We start from the raw sequence: 14618 nt of genomic DNA on the forward strand, positions 1-14618 counted from the left end.
GCCCATAGGAATGTCATCATGTCTCACGTATCGCGCCTGCAAGACCCAACGTTTTCATCTCATCAATTTATTCAACTGGCTTTAGATAACCAAGTACTTAAATTCGGCGAGTTTGTCCTCAAGTCTGGTCGTATCAGTCCATATTTTTTTAATGCAGGTCTGCTTGCAACGGGTGAGATGTTATCACTGCTAGCACGTGGTTATGCAGATGCCTTAGCTGAACAGATAATTGCGGCAAATAATGACGGTAATGAGCAAGAGCTAGTCATCTTTGGTGCGGCTTATAAAGGTATTCCTTTTGTCGCAGCGACCGCCCAAGCGTTATGGCTACATCATGGCATCAATGCAAAATGGGGTTACAATCGTAAAGAAGCCAAAACCCACGGTGAAGGGGGCAATTTGGTCGGTGCTGACGTAAGTGGAAAGGCTGTTTGGGTGCTTGACGATGTCATCACAGCAGGCACAGCGATGCGTGAAGTGGTCGAGATTTTAGAGCAAGCAGGAGCAAGCGTTGCGGGTATTATCGTCGCGCTTGATCGCAAAGAAAAAGGCCAAGCTGAGCACTCTGCTATTCAAGAGCTTGCTGCCACATTAGCAGTGCCAGTGCGTGCATTGGTTGATATTGACGATTTAATCAGTTATCTGGCAGATGACCATGGTGCACAAAACGGCCAACATAAAGACGCGACCCAGTTAGCCAAAATGCAACATTACCGTGAGCAGTACGGCGTATAGTTAGGCACTGAGCCTGTTTTATACTAATAATATAACGTAAGTGAGCCCTACCATGAGTCAAACAATGAGCCAACAAAACCAAGAAAAATCGCTAAAAATACTCGTCATTATGGATCCTATCGAGCGGGTCAATTATAAAAAAGACACCAGTCTCGCTATGATGTGGGCCGCTCAAGACCGTGGTCATCAGCTTGGTTACTGTCAGATTCATGACTTGTGGTTGGACCGTGGACAATTAATGGTCGATACTCAGCCGCTTACGGTGAAGCGTGATCCTGCAGATTTTTATACACTGGGTGATAAAACGACAGGCTCAGTTGCTGACTATGACGTGATTTTGATGCGCAAAGACCCACCGTTTGATATGCGCTTTATTTATGCCACTTATATGCTTGATCATGCCAAAGCAGCAGGCGTGCTCGTGGTCAACGATCCGCAAGCCATCCGTGATTGTAATGAGAAATTATTTGCGACGTGGTTTAGTGAGTATATGAGCCCAACGATTGTGACCAGCAAACAGGCTCACATTCGCAAGTTTATCGCTGAGCATCAAGATGTCATCGTTAAGCCGCTAGATGGTATGGGCGGTACGGGTATCTTCCGTCTGACTGCTGATAGTCCAAATATTGGCGTGACGATTGAGGTGCTGACTGAGCTTGAGACTTTACCAATCATGGCGCAGCGTTATTTGCCAGAGATTAAAGCAGGTGATAAACGCGTACTTATTGTAGATGGCGTTGTGGTCGACTATAGCTTGGCGCGTATCCCAAGCAAAGGCGAGACCCGTGGCAATCTTGCCGCAGGTGGTCGCGGTGTGGCGATGCCATTAACCGATATTGAGCGTCAAGTGGCAGAAGTTGTGGCGCCGATTGTCAAAGAAAAAGGTCTGATGTTCGTGGGTTTGGACTTGATCGGTGGGCGTATTACTGAGATTAATGTCACCAGCCCAACGTGCGTACGTGAGATTGATGATCAGTGCGGTACCGATATCGCGACCGACTTTATCATGGCAATCGAAAATAAATTTACGGTATAGTTTTAGACAGTCTAAGACAGATGTCCATTAAAGAAAGTACGTCTTAATACCTCGTTTATCATTGCCTTGTATGGTCGTATGTCAGTAGTAAATGACGCCAAGTCATGCCAGCTCATGGCTTGGTTTTTTTGTTATTTCTACTGCATAAAGTACTGTATATAAGACAATGATTTCCTCTATACTATGCGGGCTTTTACCGTGTCATTTTTTTAGTAAATGGCATCATAGTAGTAGGACAAATCCTTCATATCAGTAAAGTAAAGATAGGCAGATCTCCATGAAAACACCGCACATATTGATGATGGCAGCTGGGACGGGCGGACATGTTTTTCCCGCGCTTGCAGTGAGCGACGAGCTGACCGGTCGCGGTGCGGTTATTCATTGGCTTGGAACGCCAAATGGTATGGAAAATGGTTTGGTTGAACCGACGGGTTATCCTTTTCATGCCATCAATATGCAGGGGCTGCGCGGTAAGGGCGTGGGTCGTTTAGTTAAGCTGCCAGTAACGTTATTGTCAGCGACGATGGCTGCGGTGAAAGTGATTCGCAGCAATCAGATTGACGTGGTCGTTGGTTTTGGTGGCTATGTGAGTGCGCCTGGTGGACTTGCTGCACGTCTGACCAATACACCGCTGGTTATCCATGAACAAAATGCCATCGCTGGCATGAGCAATCGTTATCTGTCTAAGCTGTCTACCAAAGTATTACAAGCATTCGAGAACACTTTTGCCAATAGTGAACAAGATGCCAAGCTTGAAACAGTTGGCAATCCTGTGCGTAACGCCATCACTGGTGTCGCAGAGCCAAAGGTGCGTTATGATATCAATGATAGCTCACCGCTTAAACTGCTGGTCGTGGGTGGCTCGCTTGGTGCTCAGGTATTAAATGAGACCGTGCCAAAAGCACTGGCTTTGCTAGACCAACCGTTTGAAGTCCTCCATCAATGCGGACGCAATAACGAAGCAGCCACTCAGGCGGCTTATAGTGAGCAAGATTTAAGCAAGCATCAGTTCACAGTGCAACCCTTTATCGATGATATGGCGGCCGCCTACAACTGGGCAGATATTATCGTTTGCCGCGCTGGTGCATTGACAGTGACTGAAATCCAAAATGTCGGTATTGCTGCTATTTTTGTACCGCTACCACATGCGGTTGATGATCATCAAACCGCCAATGCGCGCACATTGACCTCACATGCTGCTGCGGTTTTATTGCCACAGTCAGAGCTAACGGCCAAACGTTTAAGCGATGAGCTTAGCGTACTCAATCGAGAGAAATGCCTTGAGATGGCCCAAAAAGGTCATGCGCTTGCCAATCGCAGTGCGAGTAAACAAGTGGCTGATATTATTTGGCAAGCCTTATAGTTTCGGCTTTTGCCACTCGTTATTTTTTACTGATCATATTTTACTGTCCTTTAATTTTTATTATCCCTTAATAAAGAGAAAATTTTATGTCTACCTCTGCCAAAGCCCTTCCTAAGCGTTTGATTGAAATACCAGAAATGCGCCGTATTCAGCATTTGCATTTTATTGGTATTGGTGGCTCAGGCATGTGCGGCATCGCTGAGGTAATGAACAATCAAGGTTATCAAGTCAGTGGTTCTGACATTGCAGAAAGCCTGGTGACGAAGCGTCTACAGCAGATTGGTATCAAAATATCGATTGGTCATGATTCCAAAAATATTGCCAACGCTGACGTGATCGTCGTGTCATCAGCGATTGATCGTAGCAATCCTGAGGTAAAAGCCGCACTTGAAGCTCGCCTGCCAGTCGTACGCCGCGCCGATATGCTTGGCGAGTTGATGCGCTATCGTCATGGTATTGCCGTTGCTGGTGCGCATGGTAAAACGACGACGACCAGTTTGCTCACCACCATGATGGCAGAAGGACAGCTAGATCCTACCTATGTGATTGGTGGTAAGCTAAATGCCTCAGGTAAAAATGCAGCACTAGGCAACAGCCGTTTCTTGGTAGCAGAAGCGGATGAGTCCGATGCGTCTTTTTTATCACTGCGCCCAATGGCAGCAATTGTGACCAATATCGATCAAGATCACATGGAAACCTATGAGAACAGCTTCGATAAATTAAAAGCCGCATACATTCAGTTTTTGCAAAACATGCCGTTTTACGGGTTGGCCGTGGTATGCGGTGATGACCCTGAGCTGTATGCAATGATTGATGACATTGGTCGCCCAGTATTGACCTTTGGCCTTGAGCCTTTTAATGACGTACAAGCTGTCGATCTGGTGGCAGAAGGTACCAAGACGCACTTTACCGTATTGCGCCGTGACCGTAAGCCATTGCGTCTGACATTAAACATACCTGGTACACATAATGTCTATAATGCACTGGCTGCTATCACCATGGCAACGGATGAAGGTGTCGATGATGCCGCGATTGAGCGTGCCCTACAGAAGTTTGCAGGGGTAGGCCGCCGATTTGAGCAGCATGCCTCAGTCGATATCGATGATGGCAATGTCTTATTGATTGATGATTATGGTCATCATCCAAAAGAAGTAGACGCTACGATCAAAGCGGCTCGCCAAAGCTTCCCTGATCGCCGTTTGGTCATGCTATTCCAGCCGCATCGTTATAGCCGTACCCGTGATTGTTATGACGATTTTGTCGACGTACTATCAAGTGTTGATGAGCTGCTACTATTGGATGTATATTCAGCAGGGGAGAGCCCGATTGCAGGGGCTGATACCAAATCGTTGGCACGCAGTATCCGTTTGCGTGGTGAAGTTGAACCGACGATTATTGATAAAGACAATCTTGCCCCTGTGATGCAGCGTTTATTAAAAGCCAATGACATGCTTATCACGCAAGGCGCGGGTAATGTGGGGCATATCGCTATTGATTTGGCTGCCAATAATCTTTACATCAAGTAAGCTAAAATTTAGGAACTATCTTCATGACGACTAATAATAAAGGAAACATGAGTACTCAGAACCTCGCTATCGATGATACCGAAGATAGATCAGCCATCACCAATCCAGAACCAGCATTGGCGGCGGCTGCACAAGCAGGACAAAGCGACGCGAGCATTTCGCCAAATGAGGAAGAGAATAAAAAATCTATCAGTACGATGACTGGTCATGTAAAAGATGCCGCTCAGTTTGGTAAAGTCGCTGTGATCTATGGTGGTAGTAGCAATGAGCGCAGCGTGTCTTTGGATAGCGGTGCGGCTGTATTGCAGGCACTGCAAAACCAAGGTGTCGACGCCACTCATTTTGATCCTAAGCATCAAGACATCACAGAATTACGTGATTACGATCGCGTGTTTAATGTCTTGCACGGTCGTGGCGGCGAAGACGGTCTACTGCAAGGTGTATTACAGTGGTTTGATATACCGCAAACGGGATCTGGCGTTTTGGCATCAGCATTAGGTATGGACAAAGTGCGTACCAAACAGCTCTGGCAAGGTTGCGGCTTATCCACAGCACCGTTTTCATTATTGACAGCTGATACCGACTGGCAGCAAGTGGTCAATATGCTAGGACTGCCGCTTATCATTAAACCCGTTCACGAAGGCTCAAGTATTGGCATGACCAAGGTCAATCATCTCGATGAATTGCCTGCGGCCTATGCTACTGCCGTACAGTGTGGTGATGCCGTGATGGCTGAGCGCTGGATCACAGGTCGTGAGTTTACGATTGTGATTATCGATGACGAAGCTTATCCTGTCATTCGACTTGAGCCTGCTGATATCACCAATTTCTATGACTTTGAGGCCAAGTATAATCGTAACGATACCAGCTACTATATTCCTTGCGGATTGAGCGCTGCTGATGAGAAGCATCTGCAAGAGTTAAGTCTGGCGGCATTCCGTGCTGTAGATGCAAAAGGTTGGGGACGTATTGACGCCATGCAGGATGAAGCAGGGAATTTTTGGTTGCTTGAGATCAATACCGTGCCCGGTATGACCAGTCATAGTTTGGTACCAATGGCAGCCAAAGCTAGAGGCATGGATTTTGACACATTGTGCTGGCACATATTATCTCAGACAGTCTAATTTTTTGATGTGGCGCTCATCATATTTATCACGATTTTTTAGCAATGAGTCTGATGACAACCATATTGAGTAAATGAGCTATGTTAAAGCATGGGCAATGAGAAATTATATAGAGGTTTATAATTTCTCAGCTTTATCACTTTTGTAGCATGGCGATTTTAGTCAAAAAAGCCGTCAATGTATCACTAGAGCTGCTATAACATAGCTTCATGTAAACTTGTGTAAATTCAAGGCTACTAGCGAGCGTTACGCTATTGTTTGCCTATAAAATACGTTAATATTGTAAGAATAGCTTTGTTTTAGTAATATTTACGTTTTTTGTAGGGATAACCTATAAGTTATTCATAACCCAAGAAAAATGTTACGTTTAAATAAGAATAATCGCTGACTATCAGTCTTTTTATTGACAGTCTTTGATAATATATTGCTTTAATAAGCTTCTGCAAAAACTTGCAGATTTACGTCAATAATTAGCATGATCAGTTTTATGCAAATATAGGGACAAAGGTCGTTATGGCTCAAACTGTCAACGAGGTAACTGACTTGATGAGTGATAAAGCCGGTCGCCCAGCATCCAAACTCCAATTACCAACCTCGGCCCGATATCTTTTTATGATATTGGTATTAGGATTATTGGTACTAATATTGATAATGGGTGGTAAAGCGTTACGTGATGCACCGCCTGCTGAGATTCATATCAGCAATCAAGGGCTCTCTACCGCTCAATACAACTCATTGCAGACAGTGATGGATCAGCAAAAGGTCAGCAGTTTTTTTACTTCTGATTTGCAAGCATTAAGAGATATTACGACAAGCCTTGCATGGGTTGATCAAGTGAGTATCTCTCGAGACTGGCAACGCGGCATTGTAGTTACTGCACTACCTAAGCAAGCAGTCGCTAATTTTGGAACAGAGCGCTTGGTTGATGCCAAAGGATCTGTGTTCGTTCCTGCTGATAGTAGCGACTTGACGCAAGAGCGCTTTGCTACTCTGCAAGGTGAAATGGCTCAAGCGCCAGTCATTATGCAGCAAATGCAGCAAGTCAATGATTGGTATGCGCCACTTGATATGCAGGTTGAAGACATTATTTTGTCACCAAGAATGACTTGGCTCATTCGTTTTGATAATGGCTTGCGCGTCATCGTCGATAATGAGAACACCGCACAAAAATTACTGAATCTAAGCCAGTTACTTGGTAATCAGTTAAGCGGACGCCGAGATGAGATGCAATCTGTAGACTTACGCTACAAGAATGGTTTTACGATTGCCTGGGATATGTCAGCGCCGCCAGTTGATGAGCCCAAATAATTGAAGTAATACTGATGAGTGGTTACTTGAGTCGAAACTGTTTGCCCAAAATGAATAATATATGTACAACATCATAGCGTATTAACAGCGCTTTTTTTAATGATTCAATAGGATGGCATTATTTGCGCTCCTATTTAGTAATAATTTGTCTGCTACCATGAAATATAACGAAAATTTGGTTGTTGTCCATCTAAGTGCCACGGCAGTGTATGTCGTAATTGGCAATGTTGTCTCTGCAAAAGACATTCGTATCTTAGGCGTAGGGCAAGTTAAAAATAGCGATTTTTATCAAGGCCAAATTAAGCATCGTGAACGCCTACAAGGTGCTATCAAGCAAGCCATCCAAGAAGCAGAGGATACTGCCAATTGCCGCGTGCATAGCGTGTGGTTGACGCTCGCAACACCTGAGCTATCTAGTAAAAACAGTGCTGGAGAGGTGAGGGTTGAGGACGAGTTCGTACGTGCCAAAGATATGGTACAGGCCTTGTCTAATGCCAAGTCGCGCGATCTGCCATCCGATTACTATCTCATGCATTGCTGCCAGCAAGGTATCTATGTTGATGATCAAGACTTCATGGTCGACGATGTAATTGAGATGATGGCACATAATATCACTGTGATGTATCACATGATGATGATGCCTGTCGCTAGCCGCCAAAATATTCAAAAACTACTACAAAGCTGCGATGTCGGTATTGACCATATCGTATTTGATGCAGTGACCAGTGCTGAATACAGTTTAATGACCGAAGAGCGTCAGCAAGGGGTTTGCTTGGTAGATATCGGTGCCAGTACGACCAGTATTTGTGTTTACAAAGAAAATAAATTGATTTTTACGCATTGTATTGCTACTGGCAGCCATGAAGTAACAATGGATATTTCAGCTGATTTTGGTATATCGATGATTGAAGCTGAGAAACTGAAAAAGTCTCATGGTACGGCTGATGCCAATAGTGTCGACCCAAGCTCATTCTTTTTGTTTAAACCGCAAGGATCGAGCGATGAAATCAACATCGGTATCTATAATTTAGCACGTATCATTGAAGCGCGTTATGTGCAGATATTCACTGAAGTCGCTCGTCAACTGCATGAAGCAGGTTTAATAGGCTATATTGACAAAGGTATCGTGCTGACAGGCGGCGGTAGTACGATTAAAGGAATGATACCGTTTGCTAAACGGCTGCTCAAAATGCCAGTGGTATTGACCAATACGCATCCTGCTATTAGTGCTTACAATCATTTTGATAACGATGAGTCATTTAAACAGCTTAATAGTCAGGTCAATGACCGGGCTTACCAAACAGCTTTTGGCACACTATTATATAGTCAAAGTGAGCAGTTTCGCCGCAGTGAAAAAAGCGAACCTGATACGATTCAAAAAAATCGAGTCACAGGGGTCTTTCAAAGCGCAGGCAAACGTTTTGCTGATGTGTTGAAAAAAATACTATAGACATACTTACCAAACATGTAGAGCATAAGCGCTTTTGTAGGATGCTCTTAAATAAAGTAAGTAAAAATTGAAGTCATATTGAAAGTAATACGCTAAGCAGTAACAGTAATACCTTAAGCGATGATGACCTATTATGGTCCGCGCTGAACTATTTGATCCATAGCCCTGTTTTATTTAAATACATTTATATATAGTATGTCGATAGCGCGCCATATGAGTGCGTTACTACGTATCGACCTACACGCTATCTGCAACTGGAGAATCTTTTTTATGTCAAAATACACCATGCCAGATGATAACCAGCTTCAAAATAACGGCCAAGCGAGCTTCACTGTATTCGGTGTTGGCGGCGGCGGCGGTAATGCGGTTGAACATATGGTACAACAAGGGATTAGAGGTGTAACGTTCGTCTGTGCTAATACAGATAAGCAAGCGCTAGATCGTCTGACTGCACCGCACAAACTACAACTTGGTGCAAAAACGAACCGTGGTCTAGGTGCAGGTGCAAATCCAGAAGTTGGTCGTGAAGCAGCAGAAAGCGAAGAAGAAGCTATCCGTGCATTGCTTGAAAACTCAGATATGGTATTTATCACTGCTGGTATGGGTGGTGGTACAGGTACAGGTGCAGCACCCGTGGTTGCACGTATTGCCAAAGAAATGGAGGTGTTGACGGTTGCGGTTGTGACCACACCATTTAAATTTGAAGGTGGCAAACGTATTAAAGCTGCGAAAGCAGGTATCGAGCAGTTGACTAATTTCGTGGACTCGATTATCACGATTCCAAACGACAAGCTTATGAGCGTATACGGTAACATCTCTATGCAAGACGCTTTCAAAAAAGCGGACGATGTTTTGCTACATGCGGTTCAAGGTATTGCAGAGACTATCGCTAGCGAAGGTATGATCAATATTGACTTTAACGATATCCGTACGGCAATGACGGCTAAAGGTCATGCAATGATGGGTATTGGCCGTGCAAGTGGCGATGATCGTGCACGTCAAGCCACCGAAAAAGCCATCAGATCACCACTACTTGATGATTTACGTCTAGAAAATGCGAAAGGTCTATTGGTCAACGTGATTTCTTCTGAGTCATTATCACTGGACGAGATGAGCAAAATCAGCATTATCGTTGAAGAGATTACGGATATCGACGATGCTCATATTTTCTACGGCTCTGTAATCGATGAAAAAATGGGTGATGACTTGCATGTAACGGTTATTGCAACAGGTCTGACCTTAGATGAAAACGCAGGGCAAGAGCCAGAAGTGGTTGAGCAACCTGTTCCTTCTGTCAATAGTACACAACCCGTTGATCCTAATGTACATACCAGTGCATTAAATAGTCAGAAGAAATCACAAGCTCAACTGCATCAAGATAACGTTAATACTGCACGTCCAAGCGCGCCTCAAGAGCAGACAAAAACTAAAACCAATAGCATCCAAGACTATCTGAAGCGTCAACAGAACAAATAGTTTTTTAGTATTAAATTAAAAAAAGCCAGCGCTCAAACGCTGGCTTTTTTGTGTCTACATACAAAAGACTGGCCTATAAAAGGAGAGTAACAAAATCAGGAGTATCGCAAAATGTTTCTGATCGAAAAAATATATCCAGAATCTAGTGTTTCGAAGCCTTCAACAGGGCATAAAACTGTGAAAATATATGATGAGATAATGACGATAAGTGTTATCAATCAAAGAGATAAGGAAATTAACCCTTTTTATTTGTAGCGGATATGGGGAAGGTAGTGGTACACTATGTCAATTGTAACAAAATATGTGAGAAGACAGCCATGAACCAAAGAACCATAAAGACAGCGATAGCCGTTACAGGTACTGGTCTCCATAGTGGTCAGCCTGTTGACTTGGAGTTTCATCCACAGCCGGTTGATACTGGTATTGTTTTCGAGCGCTCTGATATTGTAGGCAGCGAGCCTATTCCAGCAAGTGCTTTTTTGGTGCAAGACACCATGATGTCATCAAACTTAGTATTTGGTGGTACGCGTGTAGGTACGGTTGAGCATTTGCTAAGTGCGATCGCTGGGCTTGGGGTAGATAATCTATTGATTCGTGTTTCTGCTTCAGAAATACCGATTATGGATGGTAGTGCCGCTCCTTTTGTTGCTTTGCTACTTGATGCAGGATTCTGTGAACAAGATGCTTTAAAGAAGTTCATTAAGATTGTACGACCAGTACGCGTCAAAGTAGATGATAAATGGGCAGAGCTACGCCCTTACGATGGATTTGAATTGAATTTTGAGATTGACTTTGATCACCCTGCCATCGACAGAAATTTTCAACATGCTCAACTGCAATTCTCTACCCAAAACTTTATTGAGCAGCTAAGCGAAGCACGTACTTTTGGCTTTTTGCGTGACATAGAACAATTGCGTCAGAATAATCTGGCCTTGGGCGGCAGTATGGAAAATGCCATCGTCATCGATGATGCCAATATTCTTAACGAAGAAGGCCTACGCTTTAATGATGAATTTGTTCGCCATAAAATTTTAGATGCGCTCGGGGATTTATATCTGATTGGTTATCCTATCGTCGGTCGTTTCAATGCCTACAAATCTGGTCATGCATTAAATAATTTGTTAGTGCGTGAAATACTCTCTGATAAAAATAACTTTGAAATTGTAACTTTTGATGACAATGTAACATGCCCGATCGAATATTCACCGCTAAATGGTTTAGCAGTTGAAGGATAAATACAGGAATATACACGAAGTATCGAAACATTTACGCAATATTACATAGCAACGCTATAATTATATTTATATAATATGCAATATTTTAAATATAAAGTTTATAGCATTTTGTGAATTTTATTCTAAGGCAGAGTGCGTAAAAGCTGTAGATGATTTTTTTTGTTTAAGACATTACAAAAAAGCAGCGTTATCAATCTCACTTTATGGTTTTATTTACATAACTTTACATTGTAATATCTGTATTTTTAATGATTTGCTAAGCGTAGGAGGGCTTTTTTTAGATTTTCATCAGTGGTGACATGCTCTGCAGCCTGTGATATAGTCCGTTTTGTGTTTTGGCTAAGAGCCTGATTTTCATTGGCTTTACTAGGTTTGGGCAAGGCTGCTAATAACGCTGATGATTGTCTAGATGAATAATTATCAGCAAATGTTTTAGCTACTACAACGCGAATTTGCTTGAGTTGTTTAAATGTAATTGACTGCTCTGTTAATACTTGCAAATACGCATTCTGTAAATAGCGAATATGATTAGCAGCTGTCGTCGAACCCACACTGAGTATTAACTGCTCAGAGGTTAAACCTACGACCCAACAAGTATTGAGGATTTCCTCAGGTAGACAGTCTACCAGCAGCTCTTTTACCTCATTGGTCGCTTCTATATATAGCCGCATGTTATTAGCAAGAGGTTGAGGTAGCGCGCTACCAGCAAAGGCTTGATGATCTATAAGCTGGGCAAGCCGATTAGGCTGTTTTTTTGACATCGTGATGACTCATCTATTAGGTGACAAACTCGATATGTAGAATAGACATGCTAAAAGCGATATATAGCAAAATTTTATGAGGTAGTTGACTAAACGGGTGGTGATACTGGTGTTAGTCACTATAAAAGAACGAGCTGTTGTGATAAGGATTTTATCATGTTTTTTAATGATTATATCCTCTAAATTAATTGATGTTTCGTCACGGATGACGAGCAGACTTGTATTAACAATAGGTAGTAAATTTATGAAACAAGCTTTATTAATTTTGTCAGTATTGGGAATGGGTATCGCACAGACGAGTGGTGCTGCCGAAATAACCTTTCAACCAAATAATACCTTGAGTCATACCATCACAAATATCTCTACTTCTGCGAACTATGGTTCTAGTCGCAACATCTATAGCACTAACAGTGGTGCTCATGTATATAGCAACGATGAGATCAGTCAAGCCATTGACAATCTAAGCGCTCATGCTAAGCAAAAAGAATATCAGCTTGCGTCACTCACTAGCCGTTTGTCATATGAGCAGCATCAACAGCAAGCAAGTCGTGTTCCTGATCGCAACTCTGCTCCTGCTATCGCAGCGGCAAATGCCTCACGAGTTGCACTATCTAGAAGTTCTGGCTACTGTGCTCGCTATGTACGTAAAGCGCTACAGTCAGCAGGTTACAAATTTACGCCTAATCCTTCAGCTTATCAATATGCCTCTCGTGGCACACTAGCCCAAGCAGGCTTTACCAAAATTAGTAACGATATGGAACCTCAAGTTGGTGACGTCGTTGTCTATAACCGCACCTCAAGCCGTCCACATGGTCATATCCAGATTTTTGATGGCAATGACTGGGTATCTGATTTCCGTCAAAATAGCATCAGCCCATATAGCGGTACTTACAGCTATACCACATGGCGTGATTCGCAGTATGTTGATGATGCATCAGACCGTGGTATCTACCTTGCGATGGCTGACAAATAAGTATCAGTTAAACGAATTAAAAGTTTTCTCCAAACTCAGTAATGCTCTTTATGACATTGCTGGGTTTTTTTTTGTGCTTTAAATAATGATATCTAATAATAACTGTATCTAAGTGAGTGCAGATCATAGAAGTAAATCAAAGTGCAAATTTTGGCCAATAGTCTTGATTATGAAAATCAGGAGGGGAGGCGTGCTGAGAGGCAAAATATAAAGCGGTCTTACCGAGCTGTAAAATAACACAAGGATGTATCTGCTCAATAATCGTATTTGCAATGGCGTATTTTTGATTAGGAAGTTCGACCAGAGGAACGTTAAAGCCTCGCTCATAGCGATGAATGGAATACGCTGCTGGTGATTTGTCAAATAACGATTTCTGTATTATGTCCTGTGTATTTATATTATACGTCCACTCAATAGAGGCACGTGTGTGTCCATCAGTCTCGTATAAAGGTGTTGGTGGCAATGTGGCAGGATGGCGATAGCTTTTAAACTCATAGAGTGCATAGCGGCCATCAGGGTTGGCGTTAATCTCAATGTAAGGTTTAGCGTCTTGAATCTCAGTAGCAGCCTCATCACTTAGAGTGTTACCCGTGATAAAGCATTCAAGGCAAGTCTCTTCCCACAGATAATCAGCAAATCCTACTCGGGCTTGCTGCCAAGTTGGCCAAACCAATTGATTGGCTAATATTTGACTGGGTAAAGTAATTTGATAGGTTAACTGTAATTGTAATACTGGCTGTCGAACGATCTTAGCGTTCACCTTGACACGAATACGCTGTAATGCTTCTACCGTCACGTCCAGTTGCTGTGCGTCGTTTTCTAGCGTCTCGGCGGCTATAACAAGATTAAAAAATTGGTTCATTATTTATCAAACTCTATAATACTTTTAAAAATTAATGGTAAAAGATTAAACCGAATAACTAGGGTGCACCCCGAATTCAAACGTTTATCACCATTTTTAAATAGGGATATGCCCTAGGCTGATACGACACACTAAGCAGATCCAAAACCAGCAGACAAGACAAAAGCCGCGAGCAAGATGCATCGCGGCTTTTATAGTTACCGTCATTATTTAAGCTGATGCGGCCTACTGTTATTCAAGCAAAGCTTGTCATGACATATTACTGCGCGTGACGTGCTAGGTTAGACAGTTTAGGGTTGGCATTTGGGTTTTGGCGTAGCAATAATGCCATACGTCCAATAGAATGGACCAAAGACGCATTAGCTGCTTTAGCAAGTTCAGCACCAATGATGTCGCGCTCTTCTTTGGTGCCAGCAGGCAGTTTTACTTTGATAAGCTCATGATCTGTTAGGGCGCGATCAATCTCTTCGGTAATGGTTGGGGTAATACCTTTGTTGCCGATCATAACGATAGGCTTTAGCTCGTGACCGATGCCTTTTAGACGTTTGATGGTAGCGTTATCGAGTTGCATAGAATTCCTAGGTGTTGGTAAAAATAAAAATGGTACTGTCAAAAACAGTTATGGATCATTATAGATAATCTGTGACCATCTTGCATGAGATCAGCAGGATTTTGCACGATTTTACGTGACGAAAATGTTAAACTGAATGTTTGGTACATTATAAACGCTACTGCCTTATAAAACAGTCATTTAACCAATAGAATTTGG

The 14618-nt window shown here is 42.9% G+C and carries 13 protein-coding genes; 10 read left to right on the forward strand and 3 right to left on the reverse strand.

Annotation, left to right across the window (positions count from 1 at the left end; translation table 11 throughout):
- Positions 1-18 precede the first annotated feature (18 nt).
- From pyrE to lpxC, 9 genes are all read left to right on the forward strand, one after another.
- A complete protein-coding gene (pyrE, locus tag AOT82_RS11195; protein ID WP_071003042.1) occupies positions 19-735 on the forward strand; it encodes an orotate phosphoribosyltransferase in 717 nt (238 codons plus the stop codon).
- 64 nt (positions 736-799) lie between these two features.
- Positions 800-1771: a glutathione synthase gene (gshB, locus tag AOT82_RS11200; RefSeq protein ID WP_071003766.1), complete on the forward strand. Its 972-nt coding sequence runs from the start codon at positions 800-802 to the stop codon at positions 1769-1771.
- Positions 1772-2048: 277 nt separating this feature from the next.
- On the forward strand, positions 2049-3134 hold the full coding sequence (gene murG / locus AOT82_RS11205; RefSeq protein ID WP_071003043.1) for an undecaprenyldiphospho-muramoylpentapeptide beta-N-acetylglucosaminyltransferase: 1086 nt from the start codon (positions 2049-2051) through the stop codon (positions 3132-3134).
- 86 nt (positions 3135-3220) lie between these two features.
- Positions 3221-4660 (forward strand): UDP-N-acetylmuramate--L-alanine ligase, encoded by a 1440-nt coding sequence (gene murC / locus AOT82_RS11210; RefSeq protein ID WP_071003044.1) that lies wholly within the window; start codon positions 3221-3223, stop codon positions 4658-4660.
- Between the two features lie 197 nt (positions 4661-4857).
- Positions 4858-5784, forward strand: a complete 927-nt coding sequence (locus tag AOT82_RS11215) for a D-alanine--D-alanine ligase (protein ID WP_071003767.1) — start codon at positions 4858-4860, stop codon at positions 5782-5784.
- Positions 5785-6297: 513 nt separating this feature from the next.
- Positions 6298-7092, forward strand: a complete 795-nt coding sequence (locus AOT82_RS11220; RefSeq protein ID WP_071003045.1) for a cell division protein FtsQ/DivIB — start codon at positions 6298-6300, stop codon at positions 7090-7092.
- A gap of 112 nt (positions 7093-7204) precedes the next feature.
- Positions 7205-8542: a cell division protein FtsA gene (gene ftsA, locus AOT82_RS11225; protein ID WP_058024576.1), complete on the forward strand. Its 1338-nt coding sequence runs from the start codon at positions 7205-7207 to the stop codon at positions 8540-8542.
- Positions 8543-8812: 270 nt separating this feature from the next.
- A complete protein-coding gene (gene ftsZ, locus AOT82_RS11230) occupies positions 8813-10018 on the forward strand; it encodes a cell division protein FtsZ (RefSeq protein WP_071003768.1) in 1206 nt (401 codons plus the stop codon).
- Between the two features lie 317 nt (positions 10019-10335).
- Positions 10336-11253 (forward strand): UDP-3-O-acyl-N-acetylglucosamine deacetylase, encoded by a 918-nt coding sequence (lpxC, locus tag AOT82_RS11235; protein WP_071003046.1) that lies wholly within the window; start codon positions 10336-10338, stop codon positions 11251-11253.
- Positions 11254-11498: 245 nt separating this feature from the next.
- On the opposite strand, the gene AOT82_RS11240 is transcribed toward lpxC, so the two are convergent.
- The gene (locus tag AOT82_RS11240; protein ID WP_071003047.1) at positions 11499-12014 is read right to left on the reverse strand and encodes a hypothetical protein; all 516 of its coding nucleotides are present in this window, start codon (positions 12012-12014) and stop codon (positions 11499-11501) included.
- 244 nt (positions 12015-12258) lie between these two features.
- On the opposite strand from AOT82_RS11240, the gene AOT82_RS11245 reads away from it, so the two are divergent.
- A complete protein-coding gene (locus AOT82_RS11245) occupies positions 12259-12987 on the forward strand; it encodes a CHAP domain-containing protein (protein WP_071003048.1) in 729 nt (242 codons plus the stop codon).
- A 136-nt stretch (positions 12988-13123) separates the two neighbouring features.
- Here AOT82_RS11245 and AOT82_RS11250 read toward each other — a convergent pair whose 3' ends face one another.
- Together AOT82_RS11250 and AOT82_RS11255 are read right to left on the reverse strand one after the other, a co-directional pair.
- Positions 13124-13849: a hypothetical protein gene (locus AOT82_RS11250; protein ID WP_071003049.1), complete on the reverse strand. Its 726-nt coding sequence runs from the start codon at positions 13847-13849 to the stop codon at positions 13124-13126.
- 259 nt (positions 13850-14108) lie between these two features.
- The gene (locus AOT82_RS11255) at positions 14109-14420 is read right to left on the reverse strand and encodes a YhbY family RNA-binding protein (protein WP_071003050.1); all 312 of its coding nucleotides are present in this window, start codon (positions 14418-14420) and stop codon (positions 14109-14111) included.
- Positions 14421-14618: the final 198 nt, after the last annotated feature.

This window comes from Psychrobacter sp. AntiMn-1, assembly GCF_001854065.1.
GTDB classification, from domain to species: Bacteria; Pseudomonadota; Gammaproteobacteria; order Pseudomonadales; family Moraxellaceae; genus Psychrobacter; species Psychrobacter pacificensis.

Coding starts and splice junctions, on each gene's coding strand:
- pyrE (WP_071003042.1), top strand. CDS start 19: ATGTCTCACGTATCGCGCCTGCAAGACCCAACGTTTTCATCTCATCAA.
- murC (WP_071003044.1), top strand. CDS start 3,221: ATGTCTACCTCTGCCAAAGCCCTTCCTAAGCGTTTGATTGAAATACCA.
- AOT82_RS11220 (WP_071003045.1), top strand. CDS start 6,298: ATGGCTCAAACTGTCAACGAGGTAACTGACTTGATGAGTGATAAAGCC.
- AOT82_RS11255 (WP_071003050.1), bottom strand. CDS start 14,420: ATGCAACTCGATAACGCTACCATCAAACGTCTAAAAGGCATCGGTCAC.
- AOT82_RS11245 (WP_071003048.1), top strand. CDS start 12,259: ATGAAACAAGCTTTATTAATTTTGTCAGTATTGGGAATGGGTATCGCA.
- gshB (WP_071003766.1), top strand. CDS start 800: ATGAGCCAACAAAACCAAGAAAAATCGCTAAAAATACTCGTCATTATG.
- ftsZ (WP_071003768.1), top strand. CDS start 8,813: ATGTCAAAATACACCATGCCAGATGATAACCAGCTTCAAAATAACGGC.
- ftsA (WP_058024576.1), top strand. CDS start 7,205: ATGGCATTATTTGCGCTCCTATTTAGTAATAATTTGTCTGCTACCATG.
- AOT82_RS11215 (WP_071003767.1), top strand. CDS start 4,858: ATGACTGGTCATGTAAAAGATGCCGCTCAGTTTGGTAAAGTCGCTGTG.
- lpxC (WP_071003046.1), top strand. CDS start 10,336: ATGAACCAAAGAACCATAAAGACAGCGATAGCCGTTACAGGTACTGGT.
- AOT82_RS11240 (WP_071003047.1), bottom strand. CDS start 12,014: ATGTCAAAAAAACAGCCTAATCGGCTTGCCCAGCTTATAGATCATCAA.
- AOT82_RS11250 (WP_071003049.1), bottom strand. CDS start 13,849: ATGAACCAATTTTTTAATCTTGTTATAGCCGCCGAGACGCTAGAAAAC.
- murG (WP_071003043.1), top strand. CDS start 2,049: ATGAAAACACCGCACATATTGATGATGGCAGCTGGGACGGGCGGACAT.